20 protein-coding genes are annotated in these 18,321 nt (G+C 74.2%); 9 read left to right on the top strand and 11 right to left on the bottom strand.

The window, feature by feature from the left end; all coding sequences use genetic code 11:
• Positions 1-14 precede the first annotated feature (14 nt).
• From ACZ619_RS04290 to ACZ619_RS04320, 7 genes are read left to right on the top strand one after another with little or no spacing between them, the layout of a single operon-like run.
• The gene (locus ACZ619_RS04290) at positions 15-1,361 is read left to right on the top strand and encodes an ADP-ribosylglycohydrolase family protein (protein WP_469593889.1); all 1,347 of its coding nucleotides are present in this window, start codon (positions 15-17) and stop codon (positions 1,359-1,361) included.
• Complete coding sequence (locus ACZ619_RS04295; RefSeq protein ID WP_469593892.1) at positions 1,358-2,476, top strand: ADP-ribosylglycohydrolase family protein; 1,119 nt, start codon at positions 1,358-1,360, stop codon at positions 2,474-2,476. Before ACZ619_RS04290 ends, ACZ619_RS04295 begins: the two co-directional genes overlap by 4 nt.
• Before the next feature lie 8 nt (positions 2,477-2,484).
• On the top strand, positions 2,485-3,660 hold the full coding sequence (locus ACZ619_RS04300) for an ADP-ribosylglycohydrolase family protein (RefSeq protein WP_469593894.1): 1,176 nt from the start codon (positions 2,485-2,487) through the stop codon (positions 3,658-3,660).
• Entirely contained in the window at positions 3,648-5,132 is a 1,485-nt protein-coding gene (locus ACZ619_RS04305; RefSeq protein ID WP_469593896.1) for an ADP-ribosylglycohydrolase family protein, read from the top strand. The genes ACZ619_RS04300 and ACZ619_RS04305 overlap by 13 nt, the downstream gene beginning before the upstream one ends.
• Positions 5,129-6,022: a ribokinase gene (rbsK, locus tag ACZ619_RS04310; protein ID WP_469593899.1), complete on the top strand. Its 894-nt coding sequence runs from the start codon at positions 5,129-5,131 to the stop codon at positions 6,020-6,022. Before ACZ619_RS04305 ends, rbsK begins: the two co-directional genes overlap by 4 nt.
• Entirely contained in the window at positions 6,019-7,221 is a 1,203-nt protein-coding gene (locus tag ACZ619_RS04315; protein ID WP_469593902.1) for a CaiB/BaiF CoA transferase family protein, read from the top strand. Before rbsK ends, ACZ619_RS04315 begins: the two co-directional genes overlap by 4 nt.
• Positions 7,218-8,039, top strand: a complete 822-nt coding sequence (locus tag ACZ619_RS04320; RefSeq protein WP_469593903.1) for an HpcH/HpaI aldolase/citrate lyase family protein — start codon at positions 7,218-7,220, stop codon at positions 8,037-8,039. Before ACZ619_RS04315 ends, ACZ619_RS04320 begins: the two co-directional genes overlap by 4 nt.
• A 72-nt stretch (positions 8,040-8,111) precedes the next feature.
• Here ACZ619_RS04320 and lgt read toward each other — a convergent pair whose 3' ends face one another.
• The 11 genes from lgt to hisI form a co-directional block, all read right to left on the bottom strand.
• Positions 8,112-9,173 carry a prolipoprotein diacylglyceryl transferase gene (gene lgt / locus ACZ619_RS04325; RefSeq protein WP_469593906.1) on the bottom strand — a complete coding sequence of 354 codons (1,062 nt, stop codon included), beginning with the start codon at positions 9,171-9,173 and terminating at the stop codon, positions 8,112-8,114.
• Between the two features lie 91 nt (positions 9,174-9,264).
• Positions 9,265-10,041 carry a DsbA family protein gene (locus ACZ619_RS04330; RefSeq protein WP_469593911.1) on the bottom strand — a complete coding sequence of 259 codons (777 nt, stop codon included), beginning with the start codon at positions 10,039-10,041 and terminating at the stop codon, positions 9,265-9,267.
• A 97-nt stretch (positions 10,042-10,138) separates the two neighbouring features.
• Positions 10,139-10,957, bottom strand: a complete 819-nt coding sequence (gene trpA, locus ACZ619_RS04335) for a tryptophan synthase subunit alpha (protein ID WP_469593913.1) — start codon at positions 10,955-10,957, stop codon at positions 10,139-10,141.
• Positions 10,954-12,237: a tryptophan synthase subunit beta gene (gene trpB / locus ACZ619_RS04340; protein WP_469593916.1), complete on the bottom strand. Its 1,284-nt coding sequence runs from the start codon at positions 12,235-12,237 to the stop codon at positions 10,954-10,956. The genes trpA and trpB overlap by 4 nt, the downstream gene beginning before the upstream one ends.
• 78 nt (positions 12,238-12,315) lie before the next feature.
• Positions 12,316-12,543: a tryptophan biosynthesis modulator TrpM gene (trpM, locus tag ACZ619_RS04345; protein ID WP_469593918.1), complete on the bottom strand. Its 228-nt coding sequence runs from the start codon at positions 12,541-12,543 to the stop codon at positions 12,316-12,318.
• Positions 12,544-12,564: 21 nt separating this feature from the next.
• Entirely contained in the window at positions 12,565-13,374 is an 810-nt protein-coding gene (gene trpC / locus ACZ619_RS04350) for an indole-3-glycerol phosphate synthase TrpC (RefSeq protein WP_469593921.1), read from the bottom strand.
• Positions 13,375-13,519: 145 nt separating this feature from the next.
• Positions 13,520-13,969, bottom strand: a complete 450-nt coding sequence (locus ACZ619_RS04355; RefSeq protein WP_469593923.1) for a DUF2752 domain-containing protein — start codon at positions 13,967-13,969, stop codon at positions 13,520-13,522.
• A 74-nt stretch (positions 13,970-14,043) separates the two neighbouring features.
• A complete protein-coding gene (locus ACZ619_RS04360) occupies positions 14,044-14,304 on the bottom strand; it encodes an HGxxPAAW family protein (protein ID WP_469593926.1) in 261 nt (86 codons plus the stop codon).
• Between the two features lie 228 nt (positions 14,305-14,532).
• The gene (locus ACZ619_RS04365) at positions 14,533-15,180 is read right to left on the bottom strand and encodes a TIGR02234 family membrane protein (RefSeq protein ID WP_469593928.1); all 648 of its coding nucleotides are present in this window, start codon (positions 15,178-15,180) and stop codon (positions 14,533-14,535) included.
• Between the two features lie 51 nt (positions 15,181-15,231).
• Positions 15,232-16,728, bottom strand: a complete 1,497-nt coding sequence (locus ACZ619_RS04370) for an anthranilate synthase component I (protein ID WP_469593931.1) — start codon at positions 16,726-16,728, stop codon at positions 15,232-15,234.
• Between the two features lie 11 nt (positions 16,729-16,739).
• Entirely contained in the window at positions 16,740-17,171 is a 432-nt protein-coding gene (gene hisI / locus ACZ619_RS04375; protein ID WP_469594499.1) for a phosphoribosyl-AMP cyclohydrolase, read from the bottom strand.
• A gap of 73 nt (positions 17,172-17,244) precedes the next feature.
• On the opposite strand from hisI, the gene ACZ619_RS04380 reads away from it, so the two are divergent.
• Positions 17,245-17,880, top strand: a complete 636-nt coding sequence (locus tag ACZ619_RS04380; protein ID WP_469593933.1) for a TIGR03085 family metal-binding protein — start codon at positions 17,245-17,247, stop codon at positions 17,878-17,880.
• Between the two features lie 10 nt (positions 17,881-17,890).
• Positions 17,891-18,289 (top strand): VOC family protein, encoded by a 399-nt coding sequence (locus ACZ619_RS04385; protein ID WP_469593935.1) that lies wholly within the window; start codon positions 17,891-17,893, stop codon positions 18,287-18,289.
• The last annotated feature ends 32 nt before the right edge of the window (positions 18,290-18,321 follow it).

The raw sequence follows: 18,321 nt of genomic DNA on the forward strand, positions 1-18,321 counted from the left end.
GGAGAGGCCCGCCCATGTCATCGACCGTCTGCACCCCGTCGGCCCCCGCCCCCGAAGAGCCCGTCTCCCCACGGCACGACCGGGCCCGGGGCGCGTTGCTGGGCCTGGCCGTGGGCGACGCGCTCGGGGCACCGGCGGAGAACATGAAGCCCTCCGAGATCCGCGCCCGCTGGGGCCGCATCACCGGATACGTCTGCGACGACCCCGCCGGTACGGACGACACGGAGTACGCGATCTTCTCCGGTCTGCTGCTCGCCCGGCACGGCTCGGCGCTGACCACCGCCCATGTCGAGGCGGCCTGGCACGAGTGGATCGCCGACCGCGCCGAGGGCCCCTTCAAGGGCGCCGGCTTCAGCGAACGCGGCACGCTGGAGAACCTCCGCCGGGGGCTCGCCGCGCCCATCTCCGCGCAGCACCGGCACGCCTGGAGCGACGGCCTGGCCATGCGGGCCGCGCCCTTCGGCGTCTTCGCCGCTGGCCGCCCCGCCGAGGCGGCCCGCCTGGTCGCGATCGACGGCTCCGTCAGCCACGAGGGCGAGGGCATCTACGGCGGGCAGGCGGTGGCGGCGGGGGTCGCCGCGGCGATGGCCGGGGCGCCGCCGACGTCGGTGATCGCGGCGGCCCTCGCGGTGGTCCCGGACGACTCCTGGACGGCCCGCTCCCTGCGCCGCGCGGTGTCGGTGGCCCACCGCGGCGAACGGGCGGTCCGCTCCGCGGTCGTCATCGGCGGCTACCCGTGGACCGACCTGGCCCCGGAGGCGGTGGCCCTCGCCTTCGGGGCGTACGCGGCGGCGGACGGCGACTTCCGGGAGGCGGTGCTCACGGCCGTCAACATGGGCCGGGACGCGGACACCACGGCGGCGGTGGCCGGCGCGCTGGCGGGAGCGACACGCGGGGAGACGGCGATCCCCCCGGAGTGGGCGACGGCGATCGGCCCGGCCCGCGGCACCTGCCTCCCGTCGATGGCGGGCCACCACGTACTGAGGGTGGCAGACCTGCTGACGGAGGCGGCACGAACAGGAACCGCCCCCGCCCTCACGGCACCGGCCTCTCCACCGACCGACCAAGGACACCCGGCACCGGCCTCACCACCGACCGAACCAGGACACCTGACACCGGCCTCCCCGCCATGCGACCCCGCCCTCACGGCACCAGCCTCACCACCGTGCGACCCCGCCCTCACGACACCAGCCTCACCACCGACCGAACCGGGACACCCGGCACCGACCTCACCGCCCGCCGAGGCGGAACGCGTGGCGCCGGCTCTTCGGGTGACCGAGTCGGACGGTGGGCGGGCGAGGGGGCGGGGGGCCGGGGGGCGGAGTCCGCTCGGCGTCGGCCGCGGTGAGGGGGGCGAGTGAACCGGCGCCGGATCGAAGGGATGCTGGTGGGGCTGGCCGCGGGGGACGCCGCGGGCTGGCCCGCCGCCCGGCACCGGGCCGCCCGGATGCCGGAGTGGACCCGCCGCCTCACCCGCGAGCTCGACACCTTCGCCGAGCACAACGCCACCACCACGCTGCCCGTCCCCATCGCCCTCAACCAGCCCCCCGAGCCACTGCGCCTCGGCCCCTCCGACGACGCCGAGTGGGCGGTGTTCGCGGCCGAGGCCGTCCTGCGCGCGGGCGACGACGCCGTCCTCGGCGACCTCAGCCGAGAGCTCCGTACCCGCGCCGCCATCGACCTCACCTGGACCGCCGTCGCCTCCGAGGTCGCCGCCGCGGCCCAGCGCGCCCCCGAGATCGAGTCGGCCGTACTCCCCCTGCGCGCCCGCATCTCCGTCCGCGCAGGGCTCGGCAACCTCGCCACCGGTCTGCGCCCGCCCGCCACCGGCCACGACAACCCGCACTACTTCGACGACGCCGCCTGCGTCCGTGCCTGCGCGCTCGCCGTCGCCCACCCCGGCGACCCCCGACGCGCCGCCGACCTGGCCGAGTTCGACGCCCGCTACACCCAGGACGGGGACGGCGTGCACGGCGCCCGCGCCATGGCCGCCGCCCTTTCCCTCGCCCTGGCCGGCGCCGAGGTCGAGACCTGCGTGGCCGCGGCCCTCGCCGAACTCCCCGAGTCCACCGAGATCGGCCGCAACGCCCGCCACGCCCTCACCCTCGCCGGCACCGCCGACACCGCGTTCGCCCTGATCCCCCTCCTCGAACACCAAATCGTCGACCACGTCTACAGCTACGGCATCGCCGCCGCCGAGACCGTCCCGGTCGCCCTCGCCCTGGCCACCGCCGCGCGCGGCCGCATCGCCGAGGCCGTACCCGCCGCCGCGTGCCTGTCGCGGGTCGCCGACTCGGCCCCCGCCCTGGCCGGCGCGCTCACCGGCGCGCTCGGCGGCGGCGACTCGATCCCCCGCCCCTGGCGGGACGCCTGCCGCACCCTGTCCGGCTGCGCCCTGCCCCGCCTCACCGGCACCGACCTCGTGGAACTCGCCGAACTCCTGGAAGCCACACAACCGGCCCGTCCAGGTGGATGATTCGGTGCATGACGCCCAAAGGAGATGAAAGCGCCGAGGCTTCGCTCGACGACCGGTTCACCGGGGCCCTCGTCGGGGCCGCGGTCGGCGACGCCCTCGGCGGCCCCGTCGAGGGCTACTCCCCCGACCAGATCCTCGAACGCCACGGCGGCCGGGTGCGCGGCATCGTCGGCCCCTGGAACGGCGACGCCTGGCGCACCGCCCGCCCCATCGCGCCGTACCACAAGGGCGACGGGCACGTCACCGACGACACGTTGATGACCCACGCGCTGGTACGGGTCTACGACCGCGTCCGCGACCACCTCGACGCGTACGCGGTCGCCGACCACCTGGTCCCCGACCTGATGACCAACCCCCGCTGGATCCCTGAGCTGGAGACGGAGACCATCCCCCTCCAGCGGCTCTTCCTCGCGGAGAAATGGCTGGCGGCCCGCCTCCACTACGGCCATGTCGACCCCCGGGAGGCCGGCGTCGGCAACATCGTCAACTGCGGCGCGGCGATGTACATGGCACCGGTCGGCCTGGTCAACGCGGCGGACCCGCGGGCCGCGTACACCGAGGCGCTGGACGTCGCGGGCGCCCACCAGTCGTCGTACGGCCGGGAGGCCGCGGGCGTGTTCGCGGCGGCCGTCGCCGCGGCGGCGGCCCCCGGCGCGACCCCGGACTCCGTCGTCGCCGCGTGTCTGTCGCTGGCGAAGGACGGCACCCGCGAGGCGGTCGAACGGGTCTGCGAAGTGGCCGCACGCCACTGCGACTTCGAGTCCGCGCTGGGGCCCCTGCGCGAGGCCGTCGCCCCCTACGACACGGTCGGCCCCGACTACCGCGCCCCCTCGCTCGGCGCCCGCCGCCCCTCCCGCCTCCACGCGATCGAGGAACTCCCCGTCGCCCTCGGCATGGTGCTGGTGGCCGGCGGCGACTACCGCCACTGCGTCCTCGGTTCCGTCAACTACGGCCGGGACTGCGACTCGATCGCCACGATGGCGGGCGCCATCGCCGGTGCGCTCGGGTCCGCCGTGCCGGAGGAGTGGTCGAAGCGGGTCGCGGAGGCCAGCCGTCTCGACCTGTGGGAGCCGCCGCGCACGCTGGCCGCGGTGGCCCGGGAGGTCTTCGTCCGCGACACCGGGCGCCGTCGCGCCCACGAGGAGTCCATCGCCCTTCTCGGAGGCCCGAGTTGCTCCGTCTGACCTGGGTCCAGCCGGAGGACCTGCTGGGCCATGAACTGCGCCAGGCCCGGCAGGACGGCCGGGAGCCGTCGGCGATCGAGGCGCGCTGGCGGACGGCGGGCGGCGCGGACGCGCCGGGCCGGGCCGGTGCCTCGCCGGACCGGGCGTCGCGCTATCTGCGGCAGCTGGCGGAGGACCTGCTGGACGAACTGGCCGATCTGCCGAGCGGGTTGGACGAGCCGACGGAGCTGGAACCGATCAAGGCGCTGTGTCCGGACTGGCCGGACGCGCCATGGGGAGAGGGGCGCGGACCGTCCTGCGACCGCGGGTGGGTGGGGGCCGGTCGCGCAGCTCCCCGCGCCCCTGACGGGGCACGACCCGGGCGCGACGGCATCCTGCCGGCGCCGGTGGGCGTTCCCGCCCCCGCCCCGCCCCCGCCCACCCGCGCCTACGAAGCGGCCTGGCTGGGGCGGGCTGTCGGCTGTCTGCTCGGCAAACCCGTCGAGAAGCTGCCGCTGCACGCCATCCGCGACCTCGCCCGCGCCGCCGGCAACTGGCCCCTGAACCGCTACTTCACGGCCCGCGGCGTACCGGCCGAACTCCTCGCCGCGCACCCCTGGAACCGCCGCTCCGCCCCCACCTCCCTCGCCGAGAACATCGACGGCATGCCCGAGGACGACGACCTGAACTACCCGCTCCTCAACCTCGTCCTCCTCCAGCGCCACGGCAGGCGGTTCACCACCGCCGACGTGGCACGGCTGTGGCTCGACGAACTCCCCGCCGGGCGTGCCTTCACCGCCGAGCGCGTCGCCTACCGCAACCTGCTCTCCGGCGTCGAGCCCCCGCACACCGCCCGCCACCGCAACCCCTTCCGCGAGTGGATCGGCGCGCTGATCCGCGCCGACGTGCACGGCTGGACCAACCCCGGCGACCCGGGCGCCGCGGCCGCGCAGGCCCACCGCGACGCCGTCCTCACCCACACCGCCAACGGCGTCTACGCGGCGATGTTCACGGCGGCCGCCATCGCCACCGCGGCCACCGGCGGGCACGACGTCCACGCCTGTCTGCGCGCCGGCCGCTCCGTCGTACCGCCCCGCTCCCGCCTCGCCACCGCGATCGACGACGCGATCCGGCTCGCCCGGACCCACGAGGACTTCGAGACCGTCGTGGACGAACTGCACCGCGCCCACTCCGCCACCCACCACTGGGTGCACGCCGTCCCCAACACCGCCCTGATCGCCGCCGCCCTCACCCACGCGGACGGCGACCTCACCGGCTCCGTCTGCCGCGCGGTCGGCGGCGGCTGGGACACCGACTCCAACGGCGCGACGGCCGGCTCGATCGCCGGGCTGCTCGCGGGCGACCCCGACGCACTCCCCGGCCGCTGGACGACCCCGCTCAAGAACCGGCTCGCCACCTCCGTCGCCGACTTCGACGGCACCGGCTTCGACACCCTCGCCCACCTCACCCGCCTGGAGGCGACCCGCCCATGACCCACATCGCCGTACTCGGCAGCACGAACATGGACCTAGTCGCGTACGCGGAGCGGGCCCCCAGGCTCGGCGAGACCGTGACGGGACGGGACTTCCGTACGATCCCCGGCGGCAAGGGCGCCAACCAGGCGATCGCCGCGGCCCGCGCCGGCGCCACCGTCTCGATGATCGGCGCGGTCGGCCACGACTCCTACGGCGTCCGGCTGCGCGAGACCCTCGAACACTCCGGCGTGGACACCGACTCGCTGCGCACCATCGAGTGCGCCTCCGGCACCGCGCACATCGTCGTGGACGACGAGGGCGGCAACGCGATCGTCGTGGTCCCCGGCGCGAACGGCACCGTCGACCATCTCGCCCCCGGCGACGAGGGCGTCATCGCCTCCGCCGACACGCTCCTGCTCCAGCTGGAGATCCCGCTCGCGGCGGTGGTGGCCGGCGCCCAGGCCGCCCGCCGGCACGGTGTCCGGACCATCCTCACCCCGTCCCCGGCCCAGCCGCTGCCCGCCGAACTCCTTGACTCCGTCGACCTGCTGGTGCCCAACGAGCGCGAGGCGGCCGCCCTCACCGACCGCGCCGACCCGCGCGACGCGGCCGCCGCCCTGCTCGACCTGGTGCCGCAGGTCGTGGTCACCCTGGGCGCGGCCGGCAGCCTCTACCTCACCCGCGACGCACAGCCGCTCGTGGTCCCCGCGCCCCGGGTGACCGCCGTCGACTCGACGGGCGCGGGCGACACCTTCGTCGGCGCCCTCGCGGTCGCCCTGGCCGAGGAGAAGCCGGTGCGGGAGGCCCTGTCCTGGGCGGCGGCCGCGGCCGCGCTCTCCGTGCAGCGGGAAGGGGCGACGGCCTCGATGCCGTACCGCCCGGAGATCGAGGCCCAGTACACCGCATGAGTACGACACCACACCCCCAGCCCCTCGCCGGCCTGCGCGTCCTCGATCTCGCCACCCTCTTCGCCGGTCCGCTCGCCGCCACCCTGCTGGGTGACTTCGGCGCCGAGGTCATCAAGGTCGAGCACCCCGCCAAGCCCGACCCCTCCCGCGGCCACGGTCCGGCCAAGGACGGCGTCGGACTGTGGTGGAAGCTCCTCGGCCGCAACAAGCGGACCGTCACCCTGAACCTGTCCAGGCCCGGCGGGCGGGCGACCCTGCTGAGGCTCGCCGCGACCGCCGATGTGATCATCGAGAACTTCCGGCCGGGCACCCTGGAGAAGTGGGACCTCGGCTGGGAGGAGCTGTCTGCCGCCAACCCCCGGCTGGTCCTGACCCGGGTCACCGCCTTCGGCCAGTTCGGGCCCTACGCCCACCGGCCCGGCTTCGGCACCATCGCCGAGGCGATGAGCGGCTTCGCGGCGATCACCGGCGAGCCGGACGCGCCCCCGACCCTGCCGCCGTTCGGGCTCGCCGACTCCATCGCCGCCCTGGCGACCGCGTACGGCGTGCTGACCGCGCTCGCCGCCCGGGACCGCACCGGCGAGGGCCAGGTCGTCGACATGGCCATCATCGAGCCGATCCTGACCGTCCTGGGGCCGCAGCCCACCTGGTACGACCAGCTCGGTTACGTCCAGGAGCGCACCGGCAACCGGTCCGCCAACAACGCCCCGCGCAACACCTACCGCACCGCGGACGGGAGCTGGGTCGCCGTCTCCACCTCGGCCCAGTCGATCGCGGAACGCGTGCTGCGGCTGGTCGGGCGCCCGGAGCTGATCGACGAGGCGTGGTTCGCGACCGGCGCCGGGCGGGCCGCCCACGCCGACGTCCTGGACGCGGCGGTGGGCGGCTGGATCGCCACCCGCACCCGCGCCGAGGTGCTGTCGGAGTTCGAGAAGGCGGAGGCGGCGGTGGCCCCGATCCAGGACGTCCGGGACGTCATGGACGACCCCCAGTACCAGGCGCTGGACACGGTCACCACCGTCCCCGACCCCGAGCTGGGCCCCCTGCGCATGCAGAACGTCCTCTTCCGGCTCTCGGCCACCCCCGGCGCGATCCGCTGGACCGGCCGCCCGCACGGCGCCGACACCGACGAGGTCCTCGGCGAGCTGGGCCTGACCGGGGCCGAACTGCGGGCCCTGCGCGCGGAGGGCGCCGTATGACCGCCCCCGCCTTCCCGCTGACCTGGCTCTACGTCCCCGGCGACCGGCCGCACGTCGTCGCCAAGGCGCTGGCGTCCGGCGCGGACGTGGTGGTGGTCGACCTGGAGGACGCGGTCGCCCCCGACCGCAAGGACTGCGCCCGGGCCGCCACCGCCGGCCTGCTCGCCCACCCCCAGCCGGTCCCGGTCCACGTCCGCGTCAACGCCCTGGACACGCCGTGGGCGCGGGCCGACCTCGAAGCGCTGCTCGGCCTTCCCGGCCTGGCCGGCCTGCGGCTCCCCAAGGTGTCCGGCCCCGCCGAGATCCGCCACGTCGCCGAGCGGACCGGCGTCCTCCCCCTCTACGCCCTGCTCGAATCGGCCCTGGGCATCGAGCACGCCTTCGCCGTCGCCGCCGCGCACCCCGCGCTGCGGGGCATCTCCCTGGGCGAGGCGGACCTGCGGGCCGACCTGGGGGTGCGGGACGACATCGGCCTCGACTGGGCACGCTCCCGGATCGTGGTCGCGGCACGGGCGGCCGGGCTCGCCCCGCCGCCCCAGTCGGTGCACCCCGACACCCGTGACCTGGGCGGCCTCGCCGCGTCCTGCGCCCACGGCCGCGCCCTGGGCTTCCTGGGCCGGGCCGCGATCCACCCCCGCCAGCTCCCGATCATCGAGCGCGCCTACCTGCCGACGGAGGCGGAGCTGGAACAGGCCGAGACGGTCATCAAGGCGGCCACCGCGGACCAGGGCGCCCAGGCCCTCCCCGACGGCAGCTTCATCGACGCGGCGGTGGTGGCCCAGGCCCGCCGGACCCTCTCCCTGCTCAACCGCCACTGAACCCGGCCCGGCCCGGACACGGCGAGGGCGCCCGAATCGATCTCGGGCGCCCTCGTCGTCGTACCGGAATGCCTAGCTCTTCTTGGTCCCCGACCCGGCCTCGTCCTTGACGTGCTCCCCGTCGCGGTCGTCTGCGCGGTCGTCGACGCGGTCCTCGGCGTCGCCGTCGGCCCCGGCCCCGGCCCCGGCGTCGGTGTCCGCACCGGCCGCGGAGGCCTGCGCCCCGGCGTCCGTCGCCGTCGCGTCACCGGCGTCGGCCCCGTCCCCGGTCACGGACCCGCTCGCACCGTCGGCCCCGGAATCGTCCTCGTCCTCGGCGGCCGGCTCGACCACGGCCTCCCGGCCCGGCCGCTTCTTCGCGGACAGCACGATGTACAGCACCGCGAGCAGGAACACGATCATCGCGGTCCAGTCGTTGAGCCGCAGACCGAGGATGTGGTGGGCGTCGTCGACGCGCATGTACTCGATCCAGCCGCGGCCCACGCAGTACGCGGCGACGTACAGCGCGAACGCCCGTCCGTGTCCCAGCGTGAAGCGGCGGTCGGCCCAGATCACGAGCAACGCGACGCCGATGCACCACAGGGACTCGTAGAGGAACGTCGGGTGGTAGTAGCCCGGCACCCGGCCGCCCTCGGAGGAGGTGATGTGCAGCGCCCACGGCAGATGCGTCTCGCGGCCGTACAGCTCCTGGTTGAACCAGTTGCCCCAGCGGCCGCAGGCCTGGGCGAGGGCGATGCCGGGAGCGATGGCGTCGGCGTAGGCCGGCAGCGGGATGCCCCGGCGGCGGCAGCCGATCCACGCGCCCACCGCGCCGAGCGCGATCGCGCCCCAGATACCGAGACCGCCCTGCCACACCTTGAACGCGTCGACCCAGTCACGGCCCTCGCTGAAGTACAGCTCGTAGTCCGTGATCACGTGGTACAGACGACCGCCGACCAGGCCGAACGGTACGGCCCACACCGCGATGTCGGCCACGGTGCCGGCCCGCCCGCCCCGGGCGATCCAGCGTTTGTTTCCGAGCCAGACGGCTACGAAGACACCGATGATGATGCAGAAGGCGTAGCCGCGCAGCGGAACGGGCCCGAGATGGATCACTCCGCGCGAAGGGCTGGGAATGTAGGAAAGTGTTTCCATGGCAGGGTCGACGCTACCGTGCCGGACCGGGCCGACGGCAACCAGCCCGGCTACGGCTCCATAACAGGGGCGTGAGAATCGCTTACTCCGCCTACTGCTTGTTCGCCTGCTCGACCAGCTGCTTCAGCTTGGCCGGGGTCATGGTCTGGTCCTGGTAGATGTTCTTGCCGTCGAGCAGGACCGTCGGCGTGCCGCCGAACTTGCCGGCCTGGAAGGCCTCGTTGGACTTCACGACCCAGGCGTTGTGCGTGCCGTCGCTGACGCACTTCTCGAACGCGGGCGTCACCAGGCCGTCGACCTTGCCGGCCAGCGTGATCAGCTTGGCGTCGTCGGCGAAGGCGTCGTCCGTCTCCTTCGGCTGGTTCTCGTACAGCACGTCGTGGAAGTCGCGGAATCTGCCCGCGTCCTGGGCGCAGGCCGCCGCGTTGGCCGCGTGCCGGGAGCCACTGCCGCCGAGGTTGCCGTCGATCAGCGTGGCCAGGTGGTACTCGATCCGGAGCTTGCCGGAGTCGACCAGCTCGTGGAGCGTCGGCCGGTACGCCGTCTCGAAGGCCTGGCAGGCCGGGCAGCGGAAGTCCTCCCAGACGGTGAGCGTCGCCTTGGCGCCGTCCTTGCCGACCGGGATCGCCAGGCTGTCCTTGCCCTGCGCGCCGGAGGGCGCCACGACCGGGCCCGAGCCCGCGCTGTTCTTGTCCTTGCCCGCGTTCGCGGCGATCACGCCGACCACCGCGGCCAGGCCCAGCACGCAGACGACGCTCGCGCCCACGATCAGCGCGCGCCGGCGCTTCTCGGCGGCCTTCTGCTTCTCGCGCTCGGCCGCCAGGCGCTCGCGGGCCATGCGCTTTCCGTCACGGTTCTTCTCGCTCACACCAGCAGAACGAACCGGGGAGGCGCAGCGCGCCTCCCCGGTCCCAGGTCCACCCGTTCGAGTGACCGCATGTTCCGCCGTGTCCGGCGGCGCCGGCTCACACCCCGCCGCACACGCCCTTCGCCAGCTCTCCGGCGAGTTCACGGACCGCCGCCACACCGGCCGCGTCGTCCGGCGCGTCCAGCATCCGCTTCACGAAGGCCGAGCCGACGATCACGCCGTCGGCGAAGCCGGCCACCTCGGCGGCCTGGGCCGCGTTGGAGACGCCGAGGCCGACGCAGACGGGCAGCCCGGTGGCGGTGGCGCGGGTGCGTTCCACCAGCTCCTGGGCCTGCGTGCCGACCGATTCACGGGTGCCGGTGACACCCATCAGGGAGGCCGCGTAGACGAAGCCGCTGCCCGCCGCGGTGATCTGGGCGAGCCGCTCGTCCTTGCTGCTCGGCGCCACCACGAAGACGGTCGCGAGACCGTGCTTCTCGGCGTGCTCGCGCCACAGCGCCGACTCCTGGACCGGCAGGTCGGGCAGGATGCAGCCCGCGCCGCCCGCCTCGGCCAGTTCGGCGGTGAAGCGCTCGACGCCGTAGCGGTCGACGGGGTTCCAGTAGGTCATGACCAGGATCGGCCTGCCGGTGGCCTCGAAGGCCTCCCTGACCGTGCGCATGACGTCCGCGATCCTGACGCCGCCGCGCAGGGCGATGTCGTCGGCGGTCTGGATGACCGGGCCGTCGAGGACCGGGTCGCTGTGCGGCAGACCGACCTCGACGACGTCCGCGCCGCCGTCGAGCACGGCCTTGATCGCCTCGATGCCGCCGTCCACGGTCGGGAACCCGGCCGGGAGGTAGGCGATGAGCGCGGAGCGGCCCTCGGCCTTGGCTCCGGCCAGGGTGTCGGACAGCAGCTGAATGTTCCCGCTCACTTGGCGTCCCCCACGATCTCGGCGGTGGCGGCGGCGTCGGCGGCCACCTCGGCGTCGGTGTCGTACAGCCCGAAGTAACGCGCTGCGGTGTCCATGTCCTTGTCGCCGCGGCCGGACAGGTTGACGACGAGCAGCCCGTCCTCGCCGAGCTCCCTGCCGACCTCCAGGGCGCCGGCGAGGGCGTGGGCGCTCTCGATGGCCGGGATGATGCCCTCGGTGCGGGACAGCAGGCGCAGGGCCTGCATGGCCGCGTCGTCGGTGACCGCGCGGTACTCGCCGCGGCCGGAGTCCTTGAGGTAGGAGTGCTCCGGGCCGATGCCCGGGTAGTCCAGACCCGCCGAGATCGAGTACGGCTCGGTGATCTGGCCCTCGTCGTCCTGGAGGACGTAGGACCGGGAGCCGTGCAGGATGCCGGGCTCGCCGGCGGAGAGGGTGGCCGCGTGCTCGCCGGTCTCGATGCCGTGGCCCGCGGGCTCGCAGCCGATGAGCCGGACGCCCTCGTCGGGGATGAAGGCGTGGAAGAGGCCGATGGCGTTGGAGCCGCCGCCGACGCAGGCGATCGCGGCGTCGGGGAGACGGCCGGCGCGCTCCAGGAGCTGACGGCGGGCCTCGACGCCGATCACGCGGTGGAAGTCGCGGACCATGGCCGGGAAGGGGTGCGGTCCGGCGACCGTGCCGAAGAGGTAGTGGGTGCGGTCGACGTTGGCCACCCAGTCGCGGAACGCCTCGTTGATGGCGTCCTTGAGGGTGCGGCTGCCGGACTTCACGGCGATGACCTCGGCGCCGAGCATGCGCATCCGGGCCACGTTGAGGGCCTGGCGCTCGGTGTCGATCTCGCCCATGTAGACGGTGCAGTCGAGGCCGAACAGGGCGCAGGCCGTGGCGGTCGCGACGCCGTGCTGGCCGGCGCCGGTCTCCGCGATCACACGGGTCTTGCCCATGCGCTTGGTCAGCAGGGCCTGGCCGAGCACGTTGTTGATCTTGTGCGAGCCGGTGTGGTTCAGGTCCTCGCGCTTGAGGAAGACCCGGGCGCCTCCGGCGTGTTCCGCGAAGCGCGGGACCTCGGTGAGCGCCGAGGGGCGGCCGGTGTAGTTCAGGAGCAGGTCGTCGAGCTCGCGGGCGAACTCGGGGTCGTGCTTGGCCTTGTCGTACTCGACGGCGACCTCGTCCACGGCGGCGACGAGGGCCTCCGGGATGAACTTGCCGCCGAAGGCGCCGAAGTAGCCCTCGGCGCTGGGCACCTGGCCGGTGGGGTCGGGGAAGAAGAAATCGCTGGGCATGCGAGAGCCTCACGGTGAGTGTGCGGAAACGACACTGATCGCCGTGGGGGCGGGGAGATGTCCGATGGCCGCGGGCCGTCAGTGGCCGGTCGCGCCCGCGCGGCGGTGGCCGCGGATCAAGTACAGCCCCACGCCCCTGACGGGGCGCTGCCATCGGCGTCCGTTGACCTGCCCGGGCTCGGCGCCGATGACGTAGCGGACCCGGCGGCCGTGCACCCTGCGCGCCGGCGCACGACAGCCACGCGGACGGCAGCCGCGCGCGAGGCGGGCGTACCGGTCCACTGTCGTCGTCACCGTGGGAGTCATCGGGTTCAGCCTAGCGGGTGATCAGTCCCGGCCGTGCCGCAGCGCGGGGTGCTCGCCGGCCGCCACCAGGTCGGCCACCGCGGACTTCGGGTCGCGGCCCGTGACCAGGGACTCGCCGACCAGGACCGCGTCGGCGCCGGCGTTGGCGTAGGCGATCAGGTCGTGCGGGCCGCGGACGCCGGACTCGGCGATCTTGACGACGGAGGCGGGGATCTCGGGGGCGACCCGCTCGAACGTGGAGCGGTCGACCTCCAGGGTCTTCAGGTTGCGCGCGTTGACGCCGATCACCTTGGCGCCCGCGTCCACCGCGCGCTCGATCTCGTCCTCGTCGTGGACCTCGACGATCGGGGTCAGGCCGATGGACTCGGCGCGCTCGATCAGCGATTCCAGGGCCGGCTGGTCGAGGGCGGCGACGATCAGCAGCGCGAGGTCGGCGCCGTACGCGCGGGCCTCCCACAGCTGGTACGACGTGACGATGAAGTCCTTGCGCAGCACCGGGATGTCCACCCGGGCCCGGACCGCCTCCAGGTCGGCCAGCGAGCCGCCGAAGCGGCGCTGCTCGGTGAGGACCGAGATGACGGCCGCGCCGCCCGCCTCGTAGTCCGCGGCGAGCCCGGCCGGGTCGGCGATCGCGGCCAGCGCGCCCTTGGACGGGCTGGAGCGCTTGACCTCGCAGATGACCTTGACGCCCTCACCGCGCAGCGCGGCGACGCCGTCCTTGGCGGCGGGCGCCTTCGCCGCGCGCTCCTTGAGCTCGTCGAGGCTGACGCGCGCCTGCCGCTCCGCGAGGTCGGCACGGACTCCGTCGATGATCTCGTCGAGCACACTCACGCGAGCGGCCCCCTTCCGGGCGGTTCTTGCAGGCGGTCAAATCCCACGAGCCGAAAACTCATGGTCACTGCGATGGTATCCGCAGGACGGCACCAGCCTCACATCCAGCCCACGCCGGTCCCACTACCTGGACGTTCCTGGCCGATCAAGGATGCAACCAGCCACCGAACGGCAGGTTCCGGACAACGGTGAAGGCCAGGACCAGCACACCCAGGCTCCACATCGGGACCGGCCGGAGCTCGATCCGGGCGGGCCGGCCGCGCGCCGCGCGCACCACCCAGACGGTCCACACCACGGCGAAGGCCAGATAGGCGGCCACGCCCGCCGCGTTGTCCTGGAGCGCGGCCAGGAAGTCGCCGTGGACGAAGGCGTGCGCGCTGCGCAGACCGCCGCAGCCGGGGCAGTACAGGCCGGTGAGCCGGTAGAGCGGGCAGACCGGGTAGTGGCCGGGCTGGTTGGGGTCGACGGTGCCGACGTAGGCGAAGGCCCCGACGACGGCGGCCAGCACTCCTGCGGGCACCGCCAGCCGTCCCCGCAGGGAGGGCGTCGCCGGTGGGACGGTTGCGCTGTGGCTGTCGGCGTTCACGCCTCGCATTGTGCCCCGTGCGGCCGGCACACGCGCGTGAGGGGCGCCCGGCTCGGGCGCCCCTCACGGAAAGCTCGGCTCGGTCAGCTCTCGGCGCCGACCGGCTCACGGGTGGCGACGGGCGTGGTGCGCGACGTGACCAGGGGCGCCTGCTTCGGCTGGCCGAGGCCCATGGAGCGCATGACCATGCCGACGACGCCGCCGAGGAGCACGATCACCATGCCGGCCCAGAAGCCCAGGGGCTGGGCCATCACCATGAAGGCGCCCGCGACGCAGAAACCGATGAAGGCGATGGTGACGCCGGTCCAGGCGGCCGGGGTGTGACCGTGGCTGCTGCCCGCCATGACTTGCTCCTCGTTGCTCGTACGTGTCCTTCCGGACGCTCGTCCTCCATTGTCCCGCACCAGGCACCCGTGCCGTGAGCGGGGGTGGCGTCTGATTCGCCACACCGGCCGGACACCGCGCCGCCGAACCTCGCCGCCGGGAGCCGGGGGCCGGGGCCGCCGGGGGGCCGGGGACCGCCGGGGGACGGGGCAGGCGGCCGCCAGGGGACGGGGCCGGCGGCCGGCGGGTCAGGCCCCGGTCGGGTCCTCTCCCCGGTCCAGGGCCTTCCAGATGTCCTCGGGGCGGTCCGGGTCGACCGGCCTGGGGGCGCGCCGCGGCCGCTGCGCGTCGGTGCCGCCGCGCTCGTAGCGGCCGGACATGGCGGGCCACAGCCGGCCGTAGCGCAGCGCGAGCAGGCCGGCGACCAGGATCAGCGCGCCGCCGGCCACGGCCACGTACGGCCAGCCGGTGTGGCTGAGGGCGTGGACCGTCGCCGACGTGTCGCCGCTGGCCTCGGCGGCCTTCTCGTCGAGCGCGGAGCCGTCGGAGGCGCCGAGCAGGGCCGCGGCGACGATGCCGGCGCCGGAGAGCGCGAGGAGTCCGGAGACCAGGAAGCGGCCGGCCCTGCGGACGGCGAAGACGGCGACCAGCGCGGCGAGGCCCACTATGGCGAGGGCCGCGGGAACGCCGGTGACGTCGCTGCCCTTCGCGGTCAGCGGGAAGCCGCCGCCGGCCACCGTCGCGGTGCCCGCCGCCCAGCGCTGCCGGCTGGCCAGCAGGGCCACGGCCGAGCCGAGGGCGCCGAACAGCAGCGCGACGGCGAGGCTGCGGCGGCCGGACCGCTCGGGCGCGGCGGCTTCGGAACGGGGGTGAGGAACAGCAGTCACGTACTCCACTATCGCCTGGACCCCGGGGGAACGGTGACCCGGGGTCGGGTGAGAAGCGCCCTATCCGCCCAGCCGGTTGGCCGTGTGCACCGCCCGCAGGACCGCCGCCGCCTTGTTGCGGCACTCCTGGTCCTCGGCGACCGGGTCGGAGTCGGCGACGATCCCGGCGCCCGCCTGGACGTACGCCGTGCCGTCCCGGAGCAGGGCGGTGCGGATCGCGATGGCGGTGTCGGAGTTGCCGGCGAAGTCGAGGTAGCCGACGCAGCCGCCGTACAACCCCCTTCTGGAGGGCTCCAGTTCGTCGATGATCTGCATCGCCCGGGGCTTGGGGGCGCCGGAGAGGGTGCCGGCCGGGAAGCAGGCGGTGAGCACGTCGAAGGCGGTGCGGCCCCCGGCGACCTTCCCGGTGACCGTGGAGACGATGTGCATGACGTGCGAGTACCGCTCGACGGACATGAAGTCGACGACCTCGACGGAGCCCGGCTCGCAGACCCGCCCCAGGTCGTTGCGCCCGAGGTCGACGAGCATGAGGTGCTCGGCGCGCTCCTTGGGGTCGGCCATCAGTTCGTCGGCGAGGGCCTGGTCCTCCTGCGGGGTGGCCCCGCGCGGCCGGGTGCCGGCGATGGGGTGGACCATGGCCTGGCCGTCCTCGACCTTCACCAGGGCCTCGGGGGACGAGCCGACCACGTCGAAGGCGCCGCCGCCGTCCCCGAGGGGGAACCGGAACAGGTACATGTACGGGGACGGGTTGGTGGCCCTCAGCACCCGGTAGACGTCCAGCGCGGTGGCCGTGCAGGGCGTCTCGAAGCGCTGGGAGGGGACGACCTGGAAGGCCTCGCCGGCCCGGATGCGCTCCTTGATGTCCTCGACCGCGACCCGGAAGTCGGGGCCGCCCCACAGGGCGGTGTACTCGGGGAGCTCGGAGGGCGGCAGCACGGCGGGCGGCTGGGCGACCGCGCGGGAGAGGTCCCTCTCCATCGCGTCCAGGCGGGCCACGGCATCGGCGTAGGCCTCGTCGACGCCCGTGTCGAGGTCGTTGTGGTTGATCGCGTTGGCGATCAGCAGGACCGAGCCCTCCCAGTGGTCCATCACCGCGAGGTCGCTGGTGAGGAGCATGGTCAGCTCGGGCAGCCGCAGGTCGTCCCGCTCGCCGGGGCCGATCTTCTCCAGGCGGCGGACGATGTCGTAGCCCAGGTAGCCGACCATGCCGCCGGTGAAGGGCGGCAGGTGTTCGGCGTGCGGGGTGTGCAGGGTCTCGACGGCGGCGCGCAGGGCGTCCAGCGGGTCGCCGTCGACGGGCACGCCCACGGGCGGGGCACCGAGCCAGTGGGCCTGGCCGTCACGGGTGGTGAGGGTGGCGGAGGAGCGGACGCCCACGAAGGAGTAGCGAGACCAGGAACGGCCGTTCTCGGCGGACTCCAGCAGGAAGGTGCCGGGGCGCTCGGCGGCGAGCTTGCGGTAGAGCGCGACCGGCGTGTCGCCGTCGGCGAGGAGTTTGCGGGTGACCGGGATGACGCGCCGGTCGGCCGCCAGCTTGCGGAAGGTCTCGAGGTCCATGGCGGCAGACCTTACTGATCCGGGGCGGAGGTGCCGGAACCGGCGCCTTCACCGGCGTCCTCGAGGAGCATGTCGGCGTCGAAGCAGGTGCGGTCGCCGGTGTGGCAGGCGGCGCCCACCTGGTCGACCTTGACCAGCACGGTGTCGGCGTCGCAGTCGAGGGCGACGGACCTGACCCACTGGAAGTGGCCGGAGGTGTCGCCCTTGACCCAGTACTCCTGGCGGCTGCGCGACCAGTAGGTGCAGCGGCCGGTGGTGAGGGTGCGATGCAGCGCCTCGTCGTCCATCCAGCCGAGCATGAGCACCTCGCCGGTGTCGTACTGCTGGGCGATGGCGGGGACGAGCCCGTCGGCGCTGCGCCTGAGGCGGGCGGCGATCTCCGGGTCGAGGCCACTGGACGGGGGCGTGCCCGTCGTACCGGTCGTACTGGTCATGGGTGCCATTGTGCCGCGCGGCACCGGCGGTCACGGTCCGTGTCCACTGTCCGGACTGTCGGTGGGGTCGTAGGCTGGCTCCATGTCGACCTTCGCCAAGCGTGAACGGCTTCTGCTCGCCGACCTCTTGGAGACCGCCGGTCCCGAGGCCCCGACCCTCTGCGAGGGCTGGGTGACCCGGGACCTGGCCGCGCACGTGGTGGTGCGCGAGCGCAGGCCGGACGCGGCCGGGGGCACCCTGATCAAGCAGCTCGCGCCGCGCCTGGAGAAGGTGACGGCGGAGTTCGCCGCGAAGCCGTACGAGGAGCTGATCCAGCTGATCCGTACCGGCCCGCCTCGGTTCTCGCCGTTCCAGCTCAAGCAGGTCGACGAGGCCGCCAACACGGTGGAGTTCTACGTCCACACGGAGGACGTCCGCCGGGCCCAGGCGGACTGGTCGCCGCGCGAGCTGGACCCCGTCTTCCAGGACGCCCTCTGGTCCCGCCTGGAGCGCACCGCGCGGCTGCTGGGCCGGGGCGTGCCGACGGGGCTGGTGCTGCGCCGCCCGGACGGCCAGACGGCGGTCGCCCACCGGGGCACGCCCGTGGTGACGGTGACCGGTGACCCCTCCGAGCTGCTGATGTTCGCGTTCGGCCGGCAGAGCGCGGCGAAGGTCGCGGTGGAGGGCGACGAGAACGCGATCGCCAAGCTGCACGAGTCCAGGCAGCTGGGCATCTGAGGAGCGCACGATGATCAAGGTCGCGATGACGAGCGTGTACGTCGACGACGTGGCCAGGGCGCACGCCTTCTACACGGACGTCCTCGGCTTCGAGACCCGCGCCCACCTGGACCTGGGCGGCGGCACCCTGTTCGTCACGGTCGGCGCGGCCGACGGCGCCCAGCAGGACCTCCAGCTGCTCCTCGAACCCGGCGGGGGCGCCATCGCGGAGCCGTACCGCCGGGCCGTGTACGAGGCGGGGCTGCCGGCCATCGTCTTCTCGGTGGACGACATCAGGGCGGAGTACGAACGGCTGCGCGCCCTCGGGGTCCGCTTCGCGCACGAGCCCCAGGAACAGGGCCCGGTCATCGCGGCCGTCCTGGACGACACCGTCGGCAACCTGATCCAGCTGGCCCAGCCGAAGCTCTGACGCGGGGCGGGCCCCGGCCGGGCGTCGGACGT

The organism is Streptomyces sp. NPDC104367, from assembly GCF_055583825.1.